Annotated in this window: 18 protein-coding genes; 13 read left to right on the top strand and 5 right to left on the bottom strand. The window is 46.3% G+C overall.

Annotation, left to right across the window (positions count from 1 at the left end):
- Nucleotides 1-86: 86 nt before the first annotated feature.
- A complete protein-coding gene (locus tag FCL46_RS11390; protein ID WP_136808250.1) occupies nucleotides 87-302 on the bottom strand; it encodes an RND transporter in 216 nt (71 codons plus the stop codon).
- A gap of 495 nt (nucleotides 303-797) precedes the next feature.
- On the opposite strand from FCL46_RS11390, the gene FCL46_RS11385 reads away from it, so the two are divergent.
- From FCL46_RS11385 to FCL46_RS11375, 3 genes are all read left to right on the top strand, one after another.
- Nucleotides 798-1,445: a class I SAM-dependent methyltransferase gene (locus FCL46_RS11385; protein WP_136808249.1), complete on the top strand. Its 648-nt coding sequence runs from the start codon at nucleotides 798-800 to the stop codon at nucleotides 1,443-1,445.
- Between the two features lie 508 nt (nucleotides 1,446-1,953).
- A complete protein-coding gene (locus FCL46_RS11380) occupies nucleotides 1,954-2,883 on the top strand; it encodes a DUF4189 domain-containing protein (protein ID WP_136808248.1) in 930 nt (309 codons plus the stop codon).
- Nucleotides 2,884-2,971: 88 nt separating this feature from the next.
- Nucleotides 2,972-3,310: an acyl carrier protein gene (locus tag FCL46_RS11375; RefSeq protein WP_136808247.1), complete on the top strand. Its 339-nt coding sequence runs from the start codon at nucleotides 2,972-2,974 to the stop codon at nucleotides 3,308-3,310.
- A gap of 257 nt (nucleotides 3,311-3,567) precedes the next feature.
- Here the strand turns inward: FCL46_RS11375 and FCL46_RS11370 are convergent, their stop codons facing one another.
- Complete coding sequence (locus FCL46_RS11370) at nucleotides 3,568-4,914, bottom strand: PAS domain S-box protein (protein ID WP_136808246.1); 1,347 nt, start codon at nucleotides 4,912-4,914, stop codon at nucleotides 3,568-3,570.
- 401 nt (nucleotides 4,915-5,315) lie between these two features.
- On the opposite strand from FCL46_RS11370, the gene FCL46_RS11365 reads away from it, so the two are divergent.
- The 8 genes from FCL46_RS11365 (at nucleotide 5,316) to FCL46_RS11330 (ending at nucleotide 15,106) form a co-directional block, all read left to right on the top strand.
- On the top strand, nucleotides 5,316-7,250 hold the full coding sequence (locus tag FCL46_RS11365; protein ID WP_167505936.1) for a DUF3604 domain-containing protein: 1,935 nt from the start codon (nucleotides 5,316-5,318) through the stop codon (nucleotides 7,248-7,250).
- 119 nt (nucleotides 7,251-7,369) lie between these two features.
- Nucleotides 7,370-9,322: a DUF3604 domain-containing protein gene (locus FCL46_RS11360; RefSeq protein WP_136808245.1), complete on the top strand. Its 1,953-nt coding sequence runs from the start codon at nucleotides 7,370-7,372 to the stop codon at nucleotides 9,320-9,322.
- 61 nt (nucleotides 9,323-9,383) lie between these two features.
- On the top strand, nucleotides 9,384-10,862 hold the full coding sequence (locus FCL46_RS11355) for an arylsulfatase (RefSeq protein ID WP_217909614.1): 1,479 nt from the start codon (nucleotides 9,384-9,386) through the stop codon (nucleotides 10,860-10,862).
- Nucleotides 10,863-10,921: 59 nt separating this feature from the next.
- Nucleotides 10,922-11,899 carry a SphA family protein gene (locus FCL46_RS11350; protein WP_136808244.1) on the top strand — a complete coding sequence of 326 codons (978 nt, stop codon included), beginning with the start codon at nucleotides 10,922-10,924 and terminating at the stop codon, nucleotides 11,897-11,899.
- 82 nt (nucleotides 11,900-11,981) lie between these two features.
- Entirely contained in the window at nucleotides 11,982-12,875 is an 894-nt protein-coding gene (locus FCL46_RS11345) for a peptidyl-prolyl cis-trans isomerase (RefSeq protein WP_136808243.1), read from the top strand.
- Nucleotides 12,875-13,879: a HupE/UreJ family protein gene (locus FCL46_RS11340; protein WP_136808242.1), complete on the top strand. Its 1,005-nt coding sequence runs from the start codon at nucleotides 12,875-12,877 to the stop codon at nucleotides 13,877-13,879. Before FCL46_RS11345 ends, FCL46_RS11340 begins: the two co-directional genes overlap by 1 nt.
- 10 nt (nucleotides 13,880-13,889) lie before the next feature.
- Nucleotides 13,890-14,495 carry a HupE/UreJ family protein gene (locus FCL46_RS11335; protein WP_136808508.1) on the top strand — a complete coding sequence of 202 codons (606 nt, stop codon included), beginning with the start codon at nucleotides 13,890-13,892 and terminating at the stop codon, nucleotides 14,493-14,495.
- Nucleotides 14,492-15,106 carry a HupE/UreJ family protein gene (locus tag FCL46_RS11330; protein ID WP_136808241.1) on the top strand — a complete coding sequence of 205 codons (615 nt, stop codon included), beginning with the start codon at nucleotides 14,492-14,494 and terminating at the stop codon, nucleotides 15,104-15,106. Before FCL46_RS11335 ends, FCL46_RS11330 begins: the two co-directional genes overlap by 4 nt.
- A 253-nt stretch (nucleotides 15,107-15,359) precedes the next feature.
- Here FCL46_RS11330 and FCL46_RS28840 read toward each other — a convergent pair whose 3' ends face one another.
- A complete protein-coding gene (locus FCL46_RS28840) occupies nucleotides 15,360-15,509 on the bottom strand; it encodes a hypothetical protein (RefSeq protein ID WP_420811272.1) in 150 nt (49 codons plus the stop codon).
- Nucleotides 15,446-15,646, bottom strand: a complete 201-nt coding sequence (locus FCL46_RS28220; RefSeq protein WP_228723379.1) for a hypothetical protein — start codon at nucleotides 15,644-15,646, stop codon at nucleotides 15,446-15,448. Before FCL46_RS28220 ends, FCL46_RS28840 begins: the two co-directional genes overlap by 64 nt.
- 257 nt (nucleotides 15,647-15,903) lie before the next feature.
- Here FCL46_RS28220 and FCL46_RS11320 point away from each other — a divergent pair, with 257 nt between their 5' ends.
- Together FCL46_RS11320 and FCL46_RS11315 are read left to right on the top strand one after the other, a co-directional pair.
- Nucleotides 15,904-16,260: a sulfite exporter TauE/SafE family protein gene (locus FCL46_RS11320; protein WP_136808239.1), complete on the top strand. Its 357-nt coding sequence runs from the start codon at nucleotides 15,904-15,906 to the stop codon at nucleotides 16,258-16,260.
- A 559-nt stretch (nucleotides 16,261-16,819) separates the two neighbouring features.
- Nucleotides 16,820-17,290, top strand: a complete 471-nt coding sequence (locus FCL46_RS11315; RefSeq protein WP_136808238.1) for a universal stress protein — start codon at nucleotides 16,820-16,822, stop codon at nucleotides 17,288-17,290.
- A gap of 796 nt (nucleotides 17,291-18,086) precedes the next feature.
- Here FCL46_RS11315 and mshL read toward each other — a convergent pair.
- Nucleotides 18,087-19,757 carry a pilus (MSHA type) biogenesis protein MshL gene (mshL, locus tag FCL46_RS11310; RefSeq protein ID WP_136808237.1) on the bottom strand — a complete coding sequence of 557 codons (1,671 nt, stop codon included), beginning with the start codon at nucleotides 19,755-19,757 and terminating at the stop codon, nucleotides 18,087-18,089.
- Between the last annotated feature and the right edge of the window lie 49 nt (nucleotides 19,758-19,806).

The raw sequence follows: 19,806 nt of genomic DNA, 5'->3' as shown, positions 1-19,806 counted from the left end.
TGCGCCTATAAAACTCCCCTAAGAGACGGCGAAAAGAAAAGGCCATCATCTCTCGAAAACCAGTTGCAGTATTGCCTGGATGACTACTATCGAACGCTACTGCGTCCCATTTTCATAACAAGAAGTGCCATTGGGCTTGCATGCATAACTAAATCAAAGATATCAATAGATTTGTTCAGGTTGCCACTGACAAGCATCCCTATCTTTTCGATGAGATGCGGTGCAGGTGTAAATGGAGCAAGCCCCAAAGTTAACGACAGAATTACAAGTACGGAAAAAGGTATCTTATCTAGCCAGGACATTTTTGCTATTTCTCTTTCTTACCAAGAATTAATCGTATCAAATCTTCACCGATTGTTGATCTGACTTTACCTGTTGTAATAAACCTTGTCGAACAAGCGCCCGTCAACAAATTCTTTTATAAACTTGACGTAGTGTTTTTCATTGCACAAAACTATCTTGGCTACAATTTACCTGGCAACAAGGGATAGTGGGTTGTGGATGGGGTGTTGTCTAAGAATCATTTTTTAAGGTCAATCATGATCATTAAATCAGAACTCTTTCTTTTCTAAAAAGTTAAAAGGTGCGCCTGATTAGAAACAGGAAAAATATGAAGTCGCAGGTTTTCTTAAATGATTAACCTTGCCCGCTTAAATCTCGATTTCCAGTTGCAAGATATTGCCGTACTATCAACACCCTTGCCTGACATGACCCTCGTCTCTATAATATTACAAAACCGATGTCATGCAGATCTATATAATTACTTGTTATGTTTTTCACCTATTGAGGTATAGAGAATGAATAAAACCGAAGATTTTTGGGACAGTGCGTCTAAAAACTACGACAAGACTGAAGAGCGATTTGAGTACATTCATAATAAATCTAGAGAGAATACTAAAAGCTTCCTGAAGGATAGCGACACTGTTCTGGATTATGGATGTGGGACTGGAACAGCATCCTGTCAGTTTTCCAGTCAGGTTAAAGAGATTCATGCAATTGATATATCATCGAAGATGATTGAAATCGCTAAAGAGAAAGCAGCTGTCAGTAAAATTGAGAACGTAAGATTTGAGCAGTCTGACATTTTTGATAAAAAATATTCTGATGAATCATATGATGTAATTCTGGCCTTCAATATGTTGCATACCGTCACTAGTCCTCGGGATGTGATGCAGCGAATAAATGAATTGTTAAAACCAGAAGGCATATTTATTTCTGTAACACCTTGCCTGCGCCAGAAAATGTCGTTTTTAGTAAATCTTCAAATTCAGCTGGTGCGGGTATTGTGTAAATTTGGATTAATTCCAATTCCTATAAGAAGGATAACGAGCTCTGAGGTGGACGAACTATTAGAAGCTGTCGAGTTTCAAACGATTGAATCTGAGGAGATTTATAAAGGAGCATCTAGTTATTTTGTTGTGGCAAAGAAGTTACAAAAAACATAAGAAGTGCATGCATACGAATCACATCGCCCGCTGCGCGGTCAACATCACCGGTGATGCGGAACGTTACTCCATTCCCACATAGTCCAGGTGTTGATACTACTTTCATATCGCTCATGGTGGCTTAGGTAGAGATTGCCAGCTCACACCTCTCAAAAATCCACTAGGACTCAAATTTAAGGTTCTTCCTGTTAAGGTCGCTTTCGGCAGACCGATAAACGGAGTTTGCCGAGGTGGAGACGGTTTTGAAGGGATACAGGAAAAAAACCAAGGTGGGGTCAGTCTTCTCGCTCTTTAGGTTTTCTTTGGTAAGCTTTGCCTAGGGGTTACTCCATTTCCACACATTTTTTGGCAAATACTCCACTTAACACTCACTTTACTGAGGAGAGGTCAATTTCGTCAGTAAGTTATCAACAAATCGTTGTTTAGTTACATAAATTTAGTTAATTATAAAAAATAAGTGGTTGTCTAAGCACAGTGACTAGTTGAATTAAATTCATTGGAGTGAATATTGAAACGTTTATTGATGCCTTGTCTTATTCTCGTTGGTTCAATGTCTACATTTGTTTATGCGGATAATAGTAGGTTTAATGCTAAATACGGCGCACTTGCTATAGATAAAAATAATAGTTTTGCATACGGTTGGGCAGTTGGGCATGATTCTTTGAATGCTGCAGTTGAGCGAGCAAAGGAAGAATGTGCAAAGAATAGTGAATCATGTTCGATTGTGCTTAAATTTTCTGGTGGCTGTGGTGTTTACCGTACTATTGATAATAAATCTGGTAATGCTTATGGGTGGGGTGTTGCTCCATTACGGTATCAGGCTGATAAGGTAGCGATGGATGAGTGTCTCAGCCGAAGTGATGGAATCGTTTGTGATAAATATGTTTGGGGATGTAATGACCGGCCTGAATATGAAATTATTTATGATGCCAAAAAGAAATCATTCTCAAGCGAATCACAATTGGCAGAAATTTTTCGTCAAATTGACACTGTGATTGATGAATATGGAAGCAATGTCAGGATCAATGCAACTACAAATGATGGGTTAACAAATTATAGTCATTGGGCCCAGCTTCAATATGATGGTGAAGGAATTTTTAAAAGTGCAGATGAGTTCAAATATGACACAAATAAATCTTCAAATTGGAATCCCGGAAAACCAGACTTTAGATTTTTTGACCCAACAGATGTTAGCAAATTGGAAAATACAGATATGTTCATAAAGCCTTATGGATTTAAATCAGATTTACCAACCTCCGACTTCGACTATTCTGCATCACCAACAGGTAGAGAGGTGAAGTATCTCTTTATCAATAGAAAAAATGCTTATGTTGGTGACGGAAGTGGCTATATTTCAAGCGCCACAATGTTGCTTTATGACGATGGTGCTGAAAAAGTTAAAAAATTATTATTAGAGGCTGTTGAGATAAGCAAGTAGAGATATATTTTAGCCGACTTTAAATTGTTTAATAGGTTTTCGCACTCGTGCGAAGGTTGAGGAAACAAAGTACCAATATGGAGATCAAATGAAAGTACTCCGAATTATACTGATATTATTTCTGTTTATTTTACCAACAACAACTGCTTTGTACGGTGATTCCGATAATTCAGTAAGTCGCCGGACTGATATAGAAGAGAGATTTGTCAGTGTATTGTTCGACCAAATGCCCATTAACTTGGGAGAGCTTTCTCCTGAGACAAACTTTCGTGAGGATCTCGGTGCTGACGACCTAGATATGCTAGAGTTATGCATGGCTGTTGAAGAATACTTTGATGTTTTAATTCCAGATAAACAGTGGTCAAGCATTACCACATTTGAATCTGTTGTCGACTTGATTATCAAGATACAAAATTCAAGAGGGTGATAGCATTCTATGGACTGAGTTCAGAAGCTTATCTTTGGTAGTCTCTACTTTTCAGTTGCTCCATTTCTGGCCATTCCCGATTGATCAGCCAAGTCTGCCTGCATAGAAAGTATGTTAATAACAGTCAAATGCCAGTTGTTCAAAGCTTAGCAGGGCCACCTCAAGTCTTTGCCAAGAACATAACCTACAAGATAACAATATAAATAATCAGCTGATTGAGCAAAAATACTGGTTTCGATAGCCTGAAAGGCAGCACATTATAAGGAATTTAGGTAAGAATGCAGATTGACATTTTTCCTGTTCAGGCCAAGCTTTTTTCTCGCCATTCTCCGATGTTTCTCGACTGTGTGAACTGCAATTTTCAGGATTTCGGCGATTTCTTTATTCGCCAGACCGTTTCTGACCAGGTTACATACTTCCATCTCACGCGGGGTTAGTTTAATTCTAATGTCATTAACCTTGAGTCCAAAAGAAGACGCCAAATTCTCAAGATCTCTGCGGTGCAAATCGATATAGGCTTCTTCGCCTTTGTTAAGTTTTATTCTCTCAAGAGATGGCAAGGCTATTTCTTTAATATTCGTCATGAGCCGATCCTTGAAGTCTTTTTGCTCTAAGCCGATATGGGCAACTAATTCTTTTAGAGCAATGTTTTTTTCCTCAAGGGCTTTTGATTTTGCAGCAAGTTCATTTTTCGATTGTTGAAGATCTTTCTGGGCGATGGACAGCTCGGTTATCACGAGGCTTGCACCCCATACATGTGTAACCGCCCCATTTGTTATACCGGGGGTTATATTGTTCATAGCAATCACATCAGACCCATCAACCTCTTTCTCATGGGTCATTACATTTTCCATCAGGAATCTATTGTGAACCAAAGAAGAAATCACCTTCAAATTGTCTGAGGCTGAGATATCCATATGATATTTCAGCGGTCTGCCCTGTAAATCGATTCCTTTTTCAAGGCCATATGCACGGGCAGCGGCGTCATTTGCTTCAGTGAACACGCCGCGGTCGAATACCGCTCTAAGTTGATCCGCTTGCGGATCATCCTGTGGAATCGGAGGATCAAACGCAAGACACCAGAGTGCTTCGTTTGAATGCTTCATATACGCAGAGAAACGTTTATCCTTCTCAGCAAGTTTCCTGGTCAACTTTTTTTCGGCCTCAATTGAAAAAGTCACATCTCGCAAAATCCAAATGAAGTAAATGTTTTCCCCGTAACTATCCAGGATAGGGTATACGGTAAGTTCGGTATAAGAAAGAGAACCGTCTTTCCTGCAATTGTGAACCACTTCTGTGTACTGTCTCTTCTGCTCAACCGCTTCCAAAAACCTTCGAAGAGGTGCTTGATGGTGATCATCTCTAAATAAAAACTGCCAGTTATGACCAATGACCTCGTTCGTTTCATAGCCGGTAATTTCCTCAAATGATCGATTGACGAAGACAATGCGGGTGTCCTTCCCGTTCATGGCGGTTATGACATAACCCAACGGAGAAAGCATGAGCATGGGCTGGAGCAGCTCGAACGTTATTCCATTTGGTTGATTCTCGGCAGATAACGAATGGAACCGCTCAACTCTATTATCGTATCTATTTTCCGGCATTTTTTCTATTTGAATAAGTTTGCGCTTTTAGTTTGTTAGGTAGTTGTTGAGCATAGCGTATGCTCAATATATGCTTGTTTTAGTGATTTGCAATAATAATATCACTGACAATAATTATCACATAGTATCAGTCGAAAACGTACCTCCCCCTGTCGGTAATCGGTTTCTCGCAGGTTCGTATGTCAATATACTCGACCTTGACAGTACGAACCTTAGAACGAGTGCAAAGAGCGCATAGGTTTCGACGGAGTTGCCGGTTTGCGGTGATAAGTCAATCTCGGCAGCAGCTGGCTCATCCTATACTGTGTAATTTCAGGGAATAATTTGGCTGGTGGGGTGTCCAGCAATAGTACCGCTATCTCAAGTTCAAGCTCAATAAACGGAGAAGGAAAATGAAAGCTATGCAAAACCTGTTGAAATTTGTTGTTCCGGTCGTGGTTTTCTTGACCATACCCTGTACGGCTATGTCACAGGACATAGGATCAGCTGACGTTGAGACCCTTAAGGGGCTTTATCCTGGCAAGGCCTATTCCCCATATGCCAGACGTTCGTTTCCCAGCAAGGTTCTCTGGGGTGAGACACATCTGCATACCGGGCTTTCACTTGATGCCGGACTTTTCGGCAACACCCTGATGCCAGAAGATGCTTATAGGCTTGCCCGAGGGGAGGAAATTACTTCCTCAACTGGTCAGCCCGTCAAACTGAGCCGTCCGCTAGACTGGTTGGCAGTGACAGATCATTCCGATAATATGGGGCTTGCCACAGACATTCAGAAGGGCGCACCTAACATACTGGCAGAACCAAAAGGCAGGGAGTGGGCTGAAGGTTTTGCCGAGGGCGGTGAGGCAGCAGGCAAGGCAGCCTTTGACTTGATCACTCATTTTGCCCAGATGAAGCTCCCCGAGCAGTTTCTGAAAGATTACTCTCCTGGCTCAGCGGTCTTCAATAAGGTATGGGAAATGATAATAGATGCTGCGGAACGCTACAACGATCCGGGGCATTTTACTGCATTGATAGGGTATGAATGGACCTCGGTGCCCAAGGGGATGAACCTGCACCGTAACGTCATTTTGCGCGACGGTGGAGATCGGGCTCGCCAGATTGTCCCTTTGACCACCCAGCCACCAGTAGGTACCACGAATCCATTGGACCTTTACAAGTGGCTGGAGGACTATGAGAAAAAGACCGGCGGACAGGCATTGGCACTGGCCCATAACGGCAACCTTTCCAATGGCTGGATGTTTCCCATGGTTGAGACCTACCACGGCGGTAAAGTGGACAAAAACTATATAGAGTTACGCGCCAAGTGGGAACCGCTGTATGAAGTGACCCAGATAAAGGGGGACGGTGAAGCGCATCCCAGTCTGTCACCCACCGATGAGTTTGCCGATTATGAGAATTGGGCCACAGGCAACCTTGACCTCACGGAACTCAAGAAGCCGGAAATGCTGCAGTATGAATATGCGCGTGAAGCTTTGAAAAACGGCCTTGTCCTTGAAGCCAAACTCGGTACAAACCCCTACAAGTTTGGCATGGTCGGCGCCACGGACAGCCATACAGGATTAGCAACTGCAGAGGAAGAAAACTTCTTCGGCAAGTCCGTCAGTGTCGAACCCTCGAAGACAAGAATATCCCATCCATTTATCGAATCGAAACTCGGCAAGATTCCTGGCGACACCCTTGTTGCCTCGGGCTATCAGGCTGTCTGGGCGACTGAGAATACCCGCGAGGCTATCTTCGATGCCATGGAGCGCAAGGAAACCTATGCTACAACCGGTCCTCGCATGCTGATGCGTTTTTTCGGTGGTTGGGACTATACCGACGATGACTTGCGCAGTCGCGCCCCAGCCTTTATCGGCTATGAGAAAGGCGTGCCCATGGGTGGCGATCTGCACACTGCGCCGAATGGTAAAGCACCCACCTTCATGGTGATTGCTCTGCGTGATCCTATTGGCGCCAATCTTGACCGTGTCCAGATCATTAAGGGCTGGGTTGACAAGGATGGCAAAACTCACGAGAAGATATATGACGTAGCTGTCTCCGACGGACGCACGATAGGTGAAGACGGCCGCTGCAAGACCCCGGTCGGCAACACTGTTGACCTGGAAGCAGCTACCTGGACCAACACCATCGGAGCTTCTGAGCTGCTCTCTGTCTGGACCGATCCAGATTTCGATCCGAGCCTAAGGTCTTTCTTCTATGTGCGTGTATTGGAAATCCCAACGCCGCGCTGGGTGCTCTACGACAAGGTGCGCTTGGGTGCGGAGCTTTCCGAGGGAACAAGGCTGGTTCACCAGGAACGGGCCTACTCATCACCCATCTGGTATACGCCGTAATGGAATATGAATCTTTTATTTTGCCGGATGATTGTCTTCTTGTGTTTGATATTCTGAATCAAACAACACATGCGCAACCTGATGTTTAGTTGATTGGGTTTACTAAAAAGGAGGAAAAAATGAACACAAAAGCTTCAATCTCTATGAGGGTGTTGGGAGTGCTGTGCCTGTTTGCTCTTCCTGCGTACGCCACAGATGGGCCAATGTGGGAAACTACCGACAAAATGCTCTCTGAAAAATATAAGGGTAAATCCTATTCTCCCTATGCAAAACGGGATTTTCCCAACGGCCTGTACTGGGGTGACTCCCACCTCCACACGGGAAACTCGTTCGATGCCGGTACGGCTGGCTGTATTCTCGACCCGGACACGGCCTACCGGTTTGCAAAGGGTGAAGAGGTGGAGTCCTCTTTCGGGATTCCCGTCAAACTTTCCAGACCCCTTGATTGGCTAGCCGTAACCGACCACACCGACAATATGGGTTTCATTGTTGACCTCAAAGCCGGTAACAAGGACATCCTGGCAACCCCTGAGGGGAAAGACTGGCACGACCGTCTCAAAACAGCCAGCAAAGATGAAGCGCCCGAAATAGCCTATGAAATAATCAAGGCTCTTATGGTGGAACAGACGTTTCCCATGGAGATCTATTATGGTCCGGACAGCGCCGGTTACAAATCGACATGGGAGCGTATTGTACAGTCGGCCGAGCATCACAATGATCCCGGCAAGTTCACAGCCCTCATCGGGTATGAATGGACCTCCACATTAAATGGTAACAATCTGCACAGAAATGTCCTGTACCGTGACAACGGGGATAAGGCAATCAGGCTGATGCCTTACACGACCACCGCGCCCCTGGGAAGCTATGATCCCATGAATCTCTGGAAATGGATGACCCAGTATGAAGAAGAGACGGGTGGAAAGGTCCTTGCCCTGGCTCACAACGGCAATGTGTCGAACGGCCTTATGTTTCCGGTGGATGCCCAATACACAGGACGAAAGCTTGATGAATTCTATGTCAAAGAGCGGAGTAAATGGGAACCGCTGTATGAAATAACGCAGATCAAGGGAGATGGTGAGGCGCACCCTTTCCTGTCACCTAACGATGAGTTTGCTGATTATGAAACCTGGGATTTCGGTAATATAGTCCCTGGTAACGAGGTGATTGCCAAAGAAGACCAGATGCTGCAGTACGAATATGCCCGTGAAGCCCTGAAAAACGGATTGGCCCTTGAGAAAAAGTTCGGGACAAACCCCTACAAGATGGGTTTTGTAGGAGCCACGGATAGCCACACCGGCCTCGCGACCGCCGAGGAAGATAACTTCTTTGGAAAACACTCCGGTTATGAACCCGATCCAAATAGGGGGAATCATCTTTTTATGAAAAGCTCCACAAGCACGATGATGAGCTGGGGCCAGGTTGCTGCCGGTTTGGGAGCGGTCTGGGCAACTGACAACACCCGAGAGGCGATCTTCGATGCGATGAAGCGTAAAGAGGTATATGGGACGACAGGCAGCCGCATCCGAGTACGTTTCTTCGGTGGATGGGATTATACGGAGGAAGACCTCATGAGCCGCGAGCCGGCCTTTGCTGGTTATCAGAAAGGCGTGCCCATGGGCGGAGATCTGCCTTCGGAGATGGGAGGCAAGGCCCCGACCTTCATGGTCTATGCCCTCCGCGACACCATCGGTGGGAACCTGGACCGGATACAGATCATAAAGGGCTGGCTCGATAAAGACAGCAAGACCCATGAGATCATCTATGATGTCGCAGTATCTGATAGCCGGGAGATAGATAAGGACGGCCGATGCAAAACACCTGTTGGCAACACAGTGGACGCAAAGACAGCGAGCTTCCGCAATACTATAGGTTCATCAGAGCTCGGCGCAGTCTGGACCGACCCGGACTTTGATCCTCATGAAAAAGCATTTTATTACGCGCGGGTTATTGAAATTCCAACGCCACGCTGGACTACCATTGATGCCTTTCGCTTTGGAAATCCAATTCCTGAAGGGGCTCCGGTGTCAACCCAGGAGCGGGCCTACACTTCACCGATCTGGTATACGCCGTAAATTCGGATAGAAAGACAGACATCCAATGGCCTGGAAAAGAGATTCAAGGAGGCTGAAAGCAATGTGGAAATTGATCAAAAAACGGTTCACCAGGCATATCGTCTCTATGCCAACACATTTGGCTGGTATTTTTCTTGTCATGTTGATTTCGACACCGTCTTTCTCATTGGAGAAACCCAATATTGTCATGGTTTTCATGGACAACTTTGGCTGGGGTGAACCTGGTTTTAACGGGGGCGGCATTATTCGCGGTGCACCTACCCCGGAATTGGATAAGCTGGCAGACGAAGGTCTCAGACTGACGAACTTCAATGTTGAAGTTCAGTGTACTCCGTCGCGTTCTTCCCTTATGACCGGCCGCTATGCGGTTCGAAGTGGAAACGGAACCGTTCCTCTTGGTGAAGGAGTTTACGGCCTCGTCCAGTGGGAGGTTACTATGGCGGAGATGCTCTCCCAAGTAGGGTATGCAACAGGGATGTTCGGCAAATGGCACCTCGGCCGAACTCCTGGCAGGTTTCCGACTGACCAGGGGTTTGATGAATGGTACGGTGTGCCAAACTCCACGGATGAATCGGTCTACTCGTCACTCGACGGATTTTCTGAGAGTGGAGTAAAAGAGGCTTATGTGATGGCTGGCCAAAAGGGAGAGGTTCCGAAAAAGGTGCGCCCCTATCGTCTCGATTATCGTCCTCTTATCGATCGTGATTTGACCGACCGGGCGATCAGCTTTATGAAGCAGCAGGTGCAAGCCCAAAAAACGTTCTTCGTCTACCTTCCTTACACCGCTACTCATTTCCCGACCATGCCACACCCTGACTTTGAAGGTAAATCCGGCAAGGGGCTGTGGGGCGATATCTTGATGCAGGTCGACAGCTATGTAGGCGAGTTGCTCAATAGCATCAATGAGCTGGGAATTGCCGATAATACCATCTTTATTTTTACTGCAGATAACGGCCCTGAGGCTCTCAGTGAGGGTGAAACGTCAATGACAGTAGGAACTGCCATGCATGGCTCAGCAGGGCCATGGCGCTCAACACTTTTTACGGGTTATGAGGGGGCGCTGCGGGTACCTTTTGTCATTCGCTGGCCCGCAAAAATAAAAGCTGGTAGTGAAAGCGATGAAATTGTCCACGAAATGGATCTGTTCCCAACATTGGCCCAATTTGCCGGCGGTTCGGTTCCTGCTGACCGGGTGATTGATGGCATTGATATGTCGACGTTCTTTGTCGGACAGAAAGAAAAATCCGGTCGAGATGGATTCATCGTTTATATGGGTAACGATATATTTGCGGTTAAGTGGCGCGACTGGAAACTCCATTTCAAGGAGCAGACCGGCTGGAATGGCACTCTGCGTGAATACACCATGCCTCGGGTCTATAATCTCATAAATGATCCTCAAGAACGGGACAATGTACTCTTTCCGAATACGTGGGTAACGAAAGCCGGGCTTCCTCAATTGGAGGAGCATATTGTATCTTTAAGGAAATACCCGCCGATCCCGACCGGGCAGAATGACCCTTATGTGCCTCAAAGCAAATAGATAGCTTGTTCGCTTTTATATCAATACGGACAGGGTTCGTCATGGAGGAATGATAAAAAATGATCACAAGGAAACATATTTTTATTTGCTCGCTGGTTTCAATAGTTGCTCTGTCACTGCTCTCAGCTCCCACTTCGTTTGCCGGGTATTCAGGTCATAACATGAAAGGTGATTTCGGTGTGCTTTCAGGCAGTCAGCCGCCACCGGGATTCTATGTGGTGGCTCCCGTTTATTATCGATATGAGGCAGACTCCTTAAGGGATCGAGATGGCAACAGCGTAAGAATTGACCCTCAGGGACGGGGCTCGTTGGATGCCAATGCCTATATTTTCGGATTATTGTGGGTTTCGGAGATGAAGCTTTTGGGAGCGAATTATAGTTTTCAGATTTATCCAGGCTTTACGGACAACACCCTGGAAGTGCCAATACTGGGCCTGGATGAAACCGTCGACACCGGCTTTACCGATCTCTATATTCAGCCGGTAAACCTCGGTTGGCATACGGACCGTGCCGACTTTGTTGCTGGCATCGGGGTCTATGCACCGACGGGTGAATATGAGGATGGAGGTTCTTCAAATAATGGCCTGGGTATGTGGAGCCTTGAGTTCTTTGCTGGTACAACCCTCTATCTGGACGAGGCAAAGAGTTGGCACTTCTCGGCCAACGCATTCTATGAAATACATTCAGAAAAAGAAGATTCTGACATCACGGTCGGGGATATCCTCACCCTCGAAGGCGGGCTTGGTAAATCATTCATGGATGGGGCGTTAACGGTAGGTGCAGCTTATTACGCCCAGTGGAAGTTAACAGAAGACGATACACCAGCTCTTGATATGCTTCCAGGTAACAGGGATGTCGGCAAACATCAGGTGTACGGCATCGGACCTGATTTAACGCTGCCGATAGCGACCTCCAAGAAATTGTATGGGTTTCTGAATGCCCGCTATTTCTGGGAATTTGACGCCCAGAGCACCCTGGAGGGGGAAGCGCTTGTTGTCACCTTGACGTTCCCTATTCCAAGTGTGCCGTTGCAGTAAAGGGCGTAAGTTAGCTGAAGCTGGATGATTTTTGTTGATTAGTAGAAATTATTTTATTCTCCATAGGAGCATTCAATAACTCATGAAATCCTTTTTACGTGAGCCCCTGGTTCACTTTCTGATTATCGGGGTGGCGCTTTTCATACTTTTTGAAGTCGTCAATGATCCGGTTGGACCTCAATCCAACCGTGTTGTTATTACGAACGGTCAAATCGAATCCCTGAAGGCAAGGTTCGTCAAAACCTGGCAACGGCAGCCAACCAGAGAGGAGCTTGATGAACTGATCAATGGCCACGTCCGCGAAGAAATTCTTTACCGCGAAGCACTGGCTCTCGGTATGGACAAGGATGACGGTGTTGTCCGCCGTCGCATGACACAGAAACTCGAGCTCATGAGCGATGATATCGCCGGGATTACCATTCCATCCAATGAGGATCTCCAGGATTTTTTAGAGAGTCATCCGGAGCTGTTCAGGATTGAGCCACAAGTGGCGTTTAGGCAGATATACATTGATGTCGAGAAACGTGGGATAGCTGCAGATATGGAGGCTGAACAACTGCTTGCTCTCCTGTCTGAAACGGAAAGTAAACTAGACTTGGACACGGTGGGAGACAACCTGATGCTCCCGAGAAAGTTCAACCTTGTTGCTGTGAGTGAAATCGCTAAAATGTTTGGTGAAAAATTCAGCCTGGAGCTGATCAAGTGCACTAAGGGGCAATGGGTAGGGCCAATCCAGTCAGGTTACGGCCTGCACCTTGTATTGGTCTCAGACAGGGTAGCAGGAAGACTGCCTGGGTTGGAAGAGGTCAGGGGGACTGTGGAATGGGAATGGTCCACTGCCCATAAGAAAACCGTTCGGGACAATATTTATAATAAACTTCGTGAAAAATATACCATTGAGATTGAAGAATCTGGAGATGGCTTTAAAAACGCTCAAACGGTTACGGTAGCACAGGCTGCTCAGGAGATGAAGTAATGATATGGTGGTATCGGTTACTTATGATTTTCCTGTTTTTCCTGTGTGGTGGAGCACCTGCCTTTGGACATGAATCCCAGCCCGGTACTCTGGAAATCACACAACTGGCTCCTCAGAAGTACGAGGTGACCTGGAAGGCGCCGATCTATTACGGAGAACCCCACCCCGCGAGTCTGGTACTGCCGGATAATTGGCAGAACATTGTCCAGCCGACCAAGCGGCGCACGGTAGATGCGATCGTTTTCAAAAGGGTGGTTGATGTCGGCCCGGAAAGTATTGAAGGAGCAAAGCTTCGTTTTCCCGGGCTAGAATCCACCATAACTGATGTTTATGTGCGTTTGACCCGGCTGGATACCACCATGATGACGGCCGTTGTTCGGCCAACAACGCCGTTTGTCGAGTTACGGGGCGAGCGGACATGGTTTGCGACAGTTAAGGAATATATCGGTCTGGGGTTCCACCATATCCTTATGGGGATTGATCATCTTCTTTTTGTGCTCGGCCTGTTTTTGATTGTAAAGGGAAGGATGATGCTTATCAAGACCATCACCTCCTTTACTGTCGCCCACTCCATTACCCTGGCCATTGCCACCCTTGGTTATGCCAGCATACCTTTGCCACCGTTAAACGCCGCCGTGGCACTTAGCATCCTCTTCCTGGGGCCGGAGATTGTCCGTTCCTGGCGGGGTGAAACAAGCCTGACTATCAGATATCCCTGGATCGTTGCCTTTGTGTTCGGCTTGCTCCATGGGTTTGGGTTTGCCAGTGGACTCTCCACAACCGGGATGCCGAAGGCCGAACTGCCATGGGCTCTGCTCTGTTTTAATATCGGTGTCGAGTTTGGGCAATTAACTTTTGTGTTTCTCGCCCTTGCTCTTGTATGGTCGTTCAGGACGCTTGAGATCCGTTGGCCGCGCTGGGTTACGGCAATGCCAGGCTATACGGTGGGGAGTTTGGGGGCGTTCTGGACCATTCAACGTACTATTATTCTTCTGGGAGGGTGAGCGGGTGAATATGCATCTAAGATCTGTCCATTGTTTTATATGGCTCTTTGCGCTAGTCGTATATGTTACTTTTCCAAACTCTGTACATGCCCATGTTCAGCAGGGTCAGGCGGTTAGTTTCGTAACCGGTCTCGAACACCCCTGGTCCGGTCTAGACCATGTCCTGGCAATGATCGCCGTTGGTCTCTGGGGTGCGCAGCTTGGCAATCCCGCCATCTGGATCCTGCCGATTACCTTTCCCCTGGTGATGTCCCTTGGCGCGATGATGGGACTCTTAGGCATTCCGCTTCCAGGGATTGAGATCGGTATTGCCGTTTCCGCAATCGTGCTTGGGATAATGATCTTCGGCGAGGTAAGAGCAAAACTGTATTTGGCAGCCTTCCTTGTCGGCTGCTTTGCCGTTTTTCACGGTCATGCCCATGGTACTGAATTGCCGGCTGGGCAGAGCGGTATACTCTACAGTATGGGGTTTGTGATTGCCACCGGCTGCCTGCATGGTATCGGTATTGTCATCGGCCTGATCCATCGCTGGCCCGTCGGAAAACTTGCCTTGCGAGGTTCCGGTGCGTTTATAGCGGCGATGGGAGTTTTTTTTCTGTGGCAGGCAGTTTCATGAAGAGGTCAAGTGATGCAAAAACAATATTATCTATCTTTGCAGCGCCGTTTGCCCTGTTGCTCGTTCCTTGTGACGCCACTGCTCACCTGGTGACGACCGGCATGGGGCCGGTCTACGACGGCATCGGGCATCTGCTGCTGACCCCGGAGGACCTGATACCGGCAATTGCCATAGCGCTCTATGCAGGGTTGCGCGGCAAGGATCAGGGGAGAATGGTGCTATTCTTCTTCCCGTTAGCCTGGCTGACAGGAGGACTTGCCGGAATAACAATATCAGTCGACCAGACCCTGCAACTGCCGTTCATCTCGTTTCTTCTATTGGGCGCACTTATAGCTGCCGACCTGAGCCTGCCCAGTTCCCTTATTACCATACTGGTTATAGTTGTCGGCCTCACCCATGGCTTGTATAATGGTATGGCAATGGTAAACGGACCGGGTATACCGGGCCTCCTGGGTATCATGACAACGCTCTTTATCCTAATCTCCATAACATCTGCCGTCGTCGTCTCCCTTAGGGCTGCTTGGGCACTAATGGCGGTACGGGTCTCAGGCAGCTGGATCGCCGCAGTCGGGCTCCTGATGCTTGGTTGGATTTTTAAGGGAGGCGGTTAGTATTGGGGCAATGTTAAATATTTAAAAATTAGGCAAATTCACCTTATTCCTGACAAGGTAGATCGTTATCTCTGAATGGAAATGGTTAGAATTGGAGTAACTACCAAAAAGAGATTTCCAAAGGATTACCTAAAAGTCTAAGTCATCACGGCGATCTTTCCATGTTTACTGTTGCTCTAGATTCCTGCTGGCACCAAATCCTAACAAAAAATCAAAAATCCAAGATTCGATACTATCCATGAACACCTTAACCTCAGGTGTAAAAAGGAGCATCTGAGGTTATTTCTGTGTCTTCAAGGTTGCCGTCAACGACAACCCTGTGGGCCATGTATTCGCCCCTTACCCCTTGCAGTTTCCGGTAACACGTGGCTCTTCTATCGTCAGGTACTCCTGTCGACACCAGGATCTGGGAGCCATAACACATGGCAGCCATGGTCTTGCAGCTGCCAACTGAGTTGCGGACCGGTCAGTGGCCTTCAGGGTCATTCGAGTTTCCAGCAGAATGACGCGCAACATCTGATGGATATCTATACTGATCATGACGCCTTCCCTCTTCTTGCTCTACCGTAGCCCAGGACTTGGCTACGAAAAATTTCCGCATTTATTGTCTCTTGCAGACCATGCAGGCTGCTTTCCTTAGCGATTCCTTTCATCTTATGGTCTGTCAGGTCGATGGAGCTTCATGATTTGGTAAACAGTGTTGATATTCGGACGATCGCTGATCAAAATGATTATGTTGCCTACACCAGGACCGGTTTATTTGTCAGCGATATTTCATTGAAAAAGAGGACGGGGATATGCACATTCTTCATTTTGCAGTTGGCTTGATTGCAGGGGTGTTTAGCGGATTTTTGGGTATAGGAGGAGGCATTATTCTCGTTCCAGCTCTGCTCTATTTCTTTGGCATGACGCAGCATCAGGCTCAGGGGACAACATTGGCGATAATGCTGCCGCCAGTGTTTTTCTTTGCCGTGTGGAAATACTACTTAGCCGGTCATGTCAATATACCTTTTGCAGTATTCGCCTCCGTTGGTCTAACAATTGGCGCATATCTGGGAGCCCATACCGTTATGCAGGTTCCTGAAGCATTATTGACAAAACTATTCGGCATCATACTGATTCTGGTCGGCGTTGAAATGGTGTTATTAAAATAATCTCTCGGTGTAGGTAGGTACTTTTACTTCTGTTCAAAGAAGATGATACGTAATCACCAGTCAGGGAGGCGGCCAGCAGGTTGGATTACTTTTTATAACCCTAATTTTCTCGTACCACTTGAACTATATTCGTAGCTGCCTATTCAGGCCGCTCTGAACCTTAGCCACCAGCTCTCGGTCATTTTCTTGCCATCACACCTTAACCATTGTGTCACAGGCCGTACACGATTGTGCGTTCTGGTGTTGTTGCCTTGCATTACGCGTTATCCGAATGCTACAATTTAGCTTAGCATACTCCTAAATTACCATCGAGTTTGTTACACTATTCACATTGCCAGCTGGCTGAAATATTACCGGACGAGAAGGATCATTACTATCATCCACCCATACTCTACTGGGAATAATCGGTCCCGCGTTGACCTGGGTATGTGTAGAACGAAGCATTTTTTAAGCATTTTCATGGTGGGTGGGCTGTGGCTCATAACTCATAGACCTGATTCTACCCTGTCACGCTTCAGATTGCCCACCCCACATTATCCCATTATAAAAGAGGTGAGATATGTCTGAGAGAATACTTATACCATTGGATGGCTCTAAATTAGGCGAAAGCGCTCTTTCCTACGTTGAGGGGCTGATTTCCAGAATGGCCCCAGGGGAAAAGGTTACAATCACCCTGCTTCATGTCATTACAGAAGTCATACACGATCTCAATTTACAAGGAGGGGGAGAGGTGGTCTCGATTCCCTATACTGAGGACGAACTAACCAAAATGAAGGATGGGGCAACAGACTATCTCAACAAAGTGAGTGACGGTCTGCGAAATGAAAAGCTTACCGTCATATGTAAAGTTTCAGTTAGTACAAATCCGGCTGATGAGATTATCAAGACCGAAGAAGAAGTAAATGCCGACCTGGTTGCTATGTCAACGCATGGAAGAGGCGGAATTAGCCGTTTTGCTTTTGGCAGTATTGCTGACAAAGTAATGCGAGGGGGTACTACGCCTGTGCTGATGGTGAGAGCGAGCGAATAGTCACCAGTTTAGTAGTCCTCCTCTGGGCAAACACAGGGCAGCAGATTGCCAAGTGTAACCTTCACGAGGACTAGAAGAATTTAGCGTGATAACTCTCAGAGTAGAGATCTTCAGTTCGTGGAGTACCCCCGTAAGGGTTTCCTCAAACTTGCTAAACAAGACTTTTAAAACCACTCTATTTCGTTCCGCTCGGACTCGCTGAAACTCGCCATTTATGCCAACGTTAATATTGCCAACTCCAATGTCTGTCGTTATTCAATATTCCAATCTATTACTTTCTTCCTGTTAAGGTCCCTTGCAGGTATAAGTGACATGCTGTTAAAATGATGTCTCATTTTATGGGAACATGATTCAGATATGCTCGCGTGAGTACCAAAGATAAAATCCGGATGCTCAAGAAGAGTTTCTGCGGAGGGCTGGCTGTTCACGAATCTATAAAGATGTTGTTAATGGGACATATCAGACAAATCAGGTTTGGAGCAATGCTTAGGAGGCTGTTCGACAATGCCCTCTCGAAGTCTGCGCTTATCCACCCCAACTCTTCGTCATTTCGATAATAATAATGCTGGAAATATCAGACATATGACTCCGCTTGTCATTATCAAAATTCCTCGATTTGAGAAGAAATAGCTAATATCGGAAAGCCTCCTGGTTGACCTGAGCCAAGGTGATACCTCGATTTTTGAAGGTTGAAAGCAATCGAAAATACAAAATTGCAGTGCTTGTATATATCAAACAGCTGCAATTTTGCGATAGGCGATGAGCGGTGGGGGGCTACTATTCATGGATAATCACATCAGTGTTCGGGCGACCAGTTTGTAATTCGTGCTTTTAAAAGTATGATCAACTCGCGTTTACTTGAAACCTTCTCTTCGTAACCGAAGAGGTATTTCACCAGGGGAATATCACCTAAAACAGGAGCAAACTCACCGGTTGTATCGTCAGTGTTACTGATAAGGCCACCAATGACGAGAACCTCACCGCTTTTCATGCGCACAGTGGTACTCATCTCCCGCACATTAACTACAGGAAGGCCGACCTGGCCGCCATCTGATCCAACAGTGAGATATTCGATAGGTGTTTCTAGTTCGGATGTTACCGGCACAAGATTCATAATGATATGATCTTTGCCTAGAACCGTAGCAGTGAGCGCCATACCAACTCCTGAAAGTATGCGTTCTGTTTCAACGGTGTAACTCGTGGTGCCAGTGTCAGAGTCGACTTCAGATTCAATGGAGTCGACGTAGGTCACATTCTGGCCAACAGTAATGAGGGCGGGCTGGCCGTTCATAACACTTATTTTTGGATTAGATAATACCTTGGTATCGCCTTGTTCCTGAAGAGCATTAAGGAACAGGCTGAAATCCTGAGTGTCAAGTGTTACCTTTGATACAAACCGATCCTGAAACGGATATATCTGTCCGGTATCTCCAGCAAATTCGACAGTGCCGCTTACCGAAAAGTTTTTAAGCACACTGCTCCAGTTTATGCCTATACTTGAAGAATCATTGAGTTGAATTTCGATAATTTTTGCTTCGATAATAATTTGTTTATAGAGTTCGTTGCGTAAGGCATCAAAGTAGGTTTCCAATCTTTCAAGCAATGGGCGGGGCGCCGTGACTGTAACCATTCCGATCGGTTTATCAATGATATACATGCTCCCTCCACTAGAGAGCTGACGGGTTGCTACTTGAGTCTCAGCAGTATCCTGTTCTTTATCGCTGCTATTTTCTTTCTGCGCTGTCGTGATCTCTTCTGATTCAGAGGTGGATGTATTCCAGGTACCAAGGATAGCATCCATATTTGCCTGAATATTTTTCCAGATATCAAACTCGTTACCAGAACTCTTTAACTCAATTGTTCCGTCGATATTGTTAGATGTATCATCACTGCCAAGCACATTGCCACCAGCTCCTGTTTTGTAGGTCTGTGTGGTAAAGGGCATGGCAATATGAAAACGTCTGGTCTCTTTGTACTTAACTACAATGGTATTGCCCTTCATCTGATGGAAGTAATCAACCTGACGCAAAAGGTTATCGATCGAATCATAAAAATCATCGTTAGCGCTGATATCAACATCCACAAGCACATTCTGATCAACATCACTTGCCCATGAAACGTTCATCTTTTTAAGAGAAGCCAATCTTTTCAAAATATCCCAGAGCGGTTGGGGCCCACGGGTTGAACGAATAGATGCTCCAACCCTAAGTAATGGTGTCTCTTCTTCAAATAACGTATCAAGAGTTTCAGCACCGATCGTATACTCAGGAACCTGGTATCGTACCGGCAGAGTAAGGGGCAATTGAGTTTCCACTGTTTCCTCGATCAGCGGTTTCTGAACTGCTGATTGTATCTGTTCGGGAGCAGCTGCATCTGTCACATTGCTAGGCACCTGTTTACAGGCGGTACAATATGCAACTACGAATATAAGACTACTGGTTGTAAGGATGGTCTTGAAGGACATCATAAAAACTCACAAGTAAAGGTGTTGAACTACAAAAGCCCCCCCTGGGAGG

This window comes from Desulfosediminicola flagellatus, assembly GCF_005116655.2.
Classification (GTDB): domain Bacteria; phylum Desulfobacterota; class Desulfobulbia; order Desulfobulbales; family Desulfocapsaceae; genus Desulfopila; species Desulfopila flagellata.
Note: the sequence above shows the minus strand (reverse complement) of the source record. Positions and strands in the feature narration are given on the sequence as shown.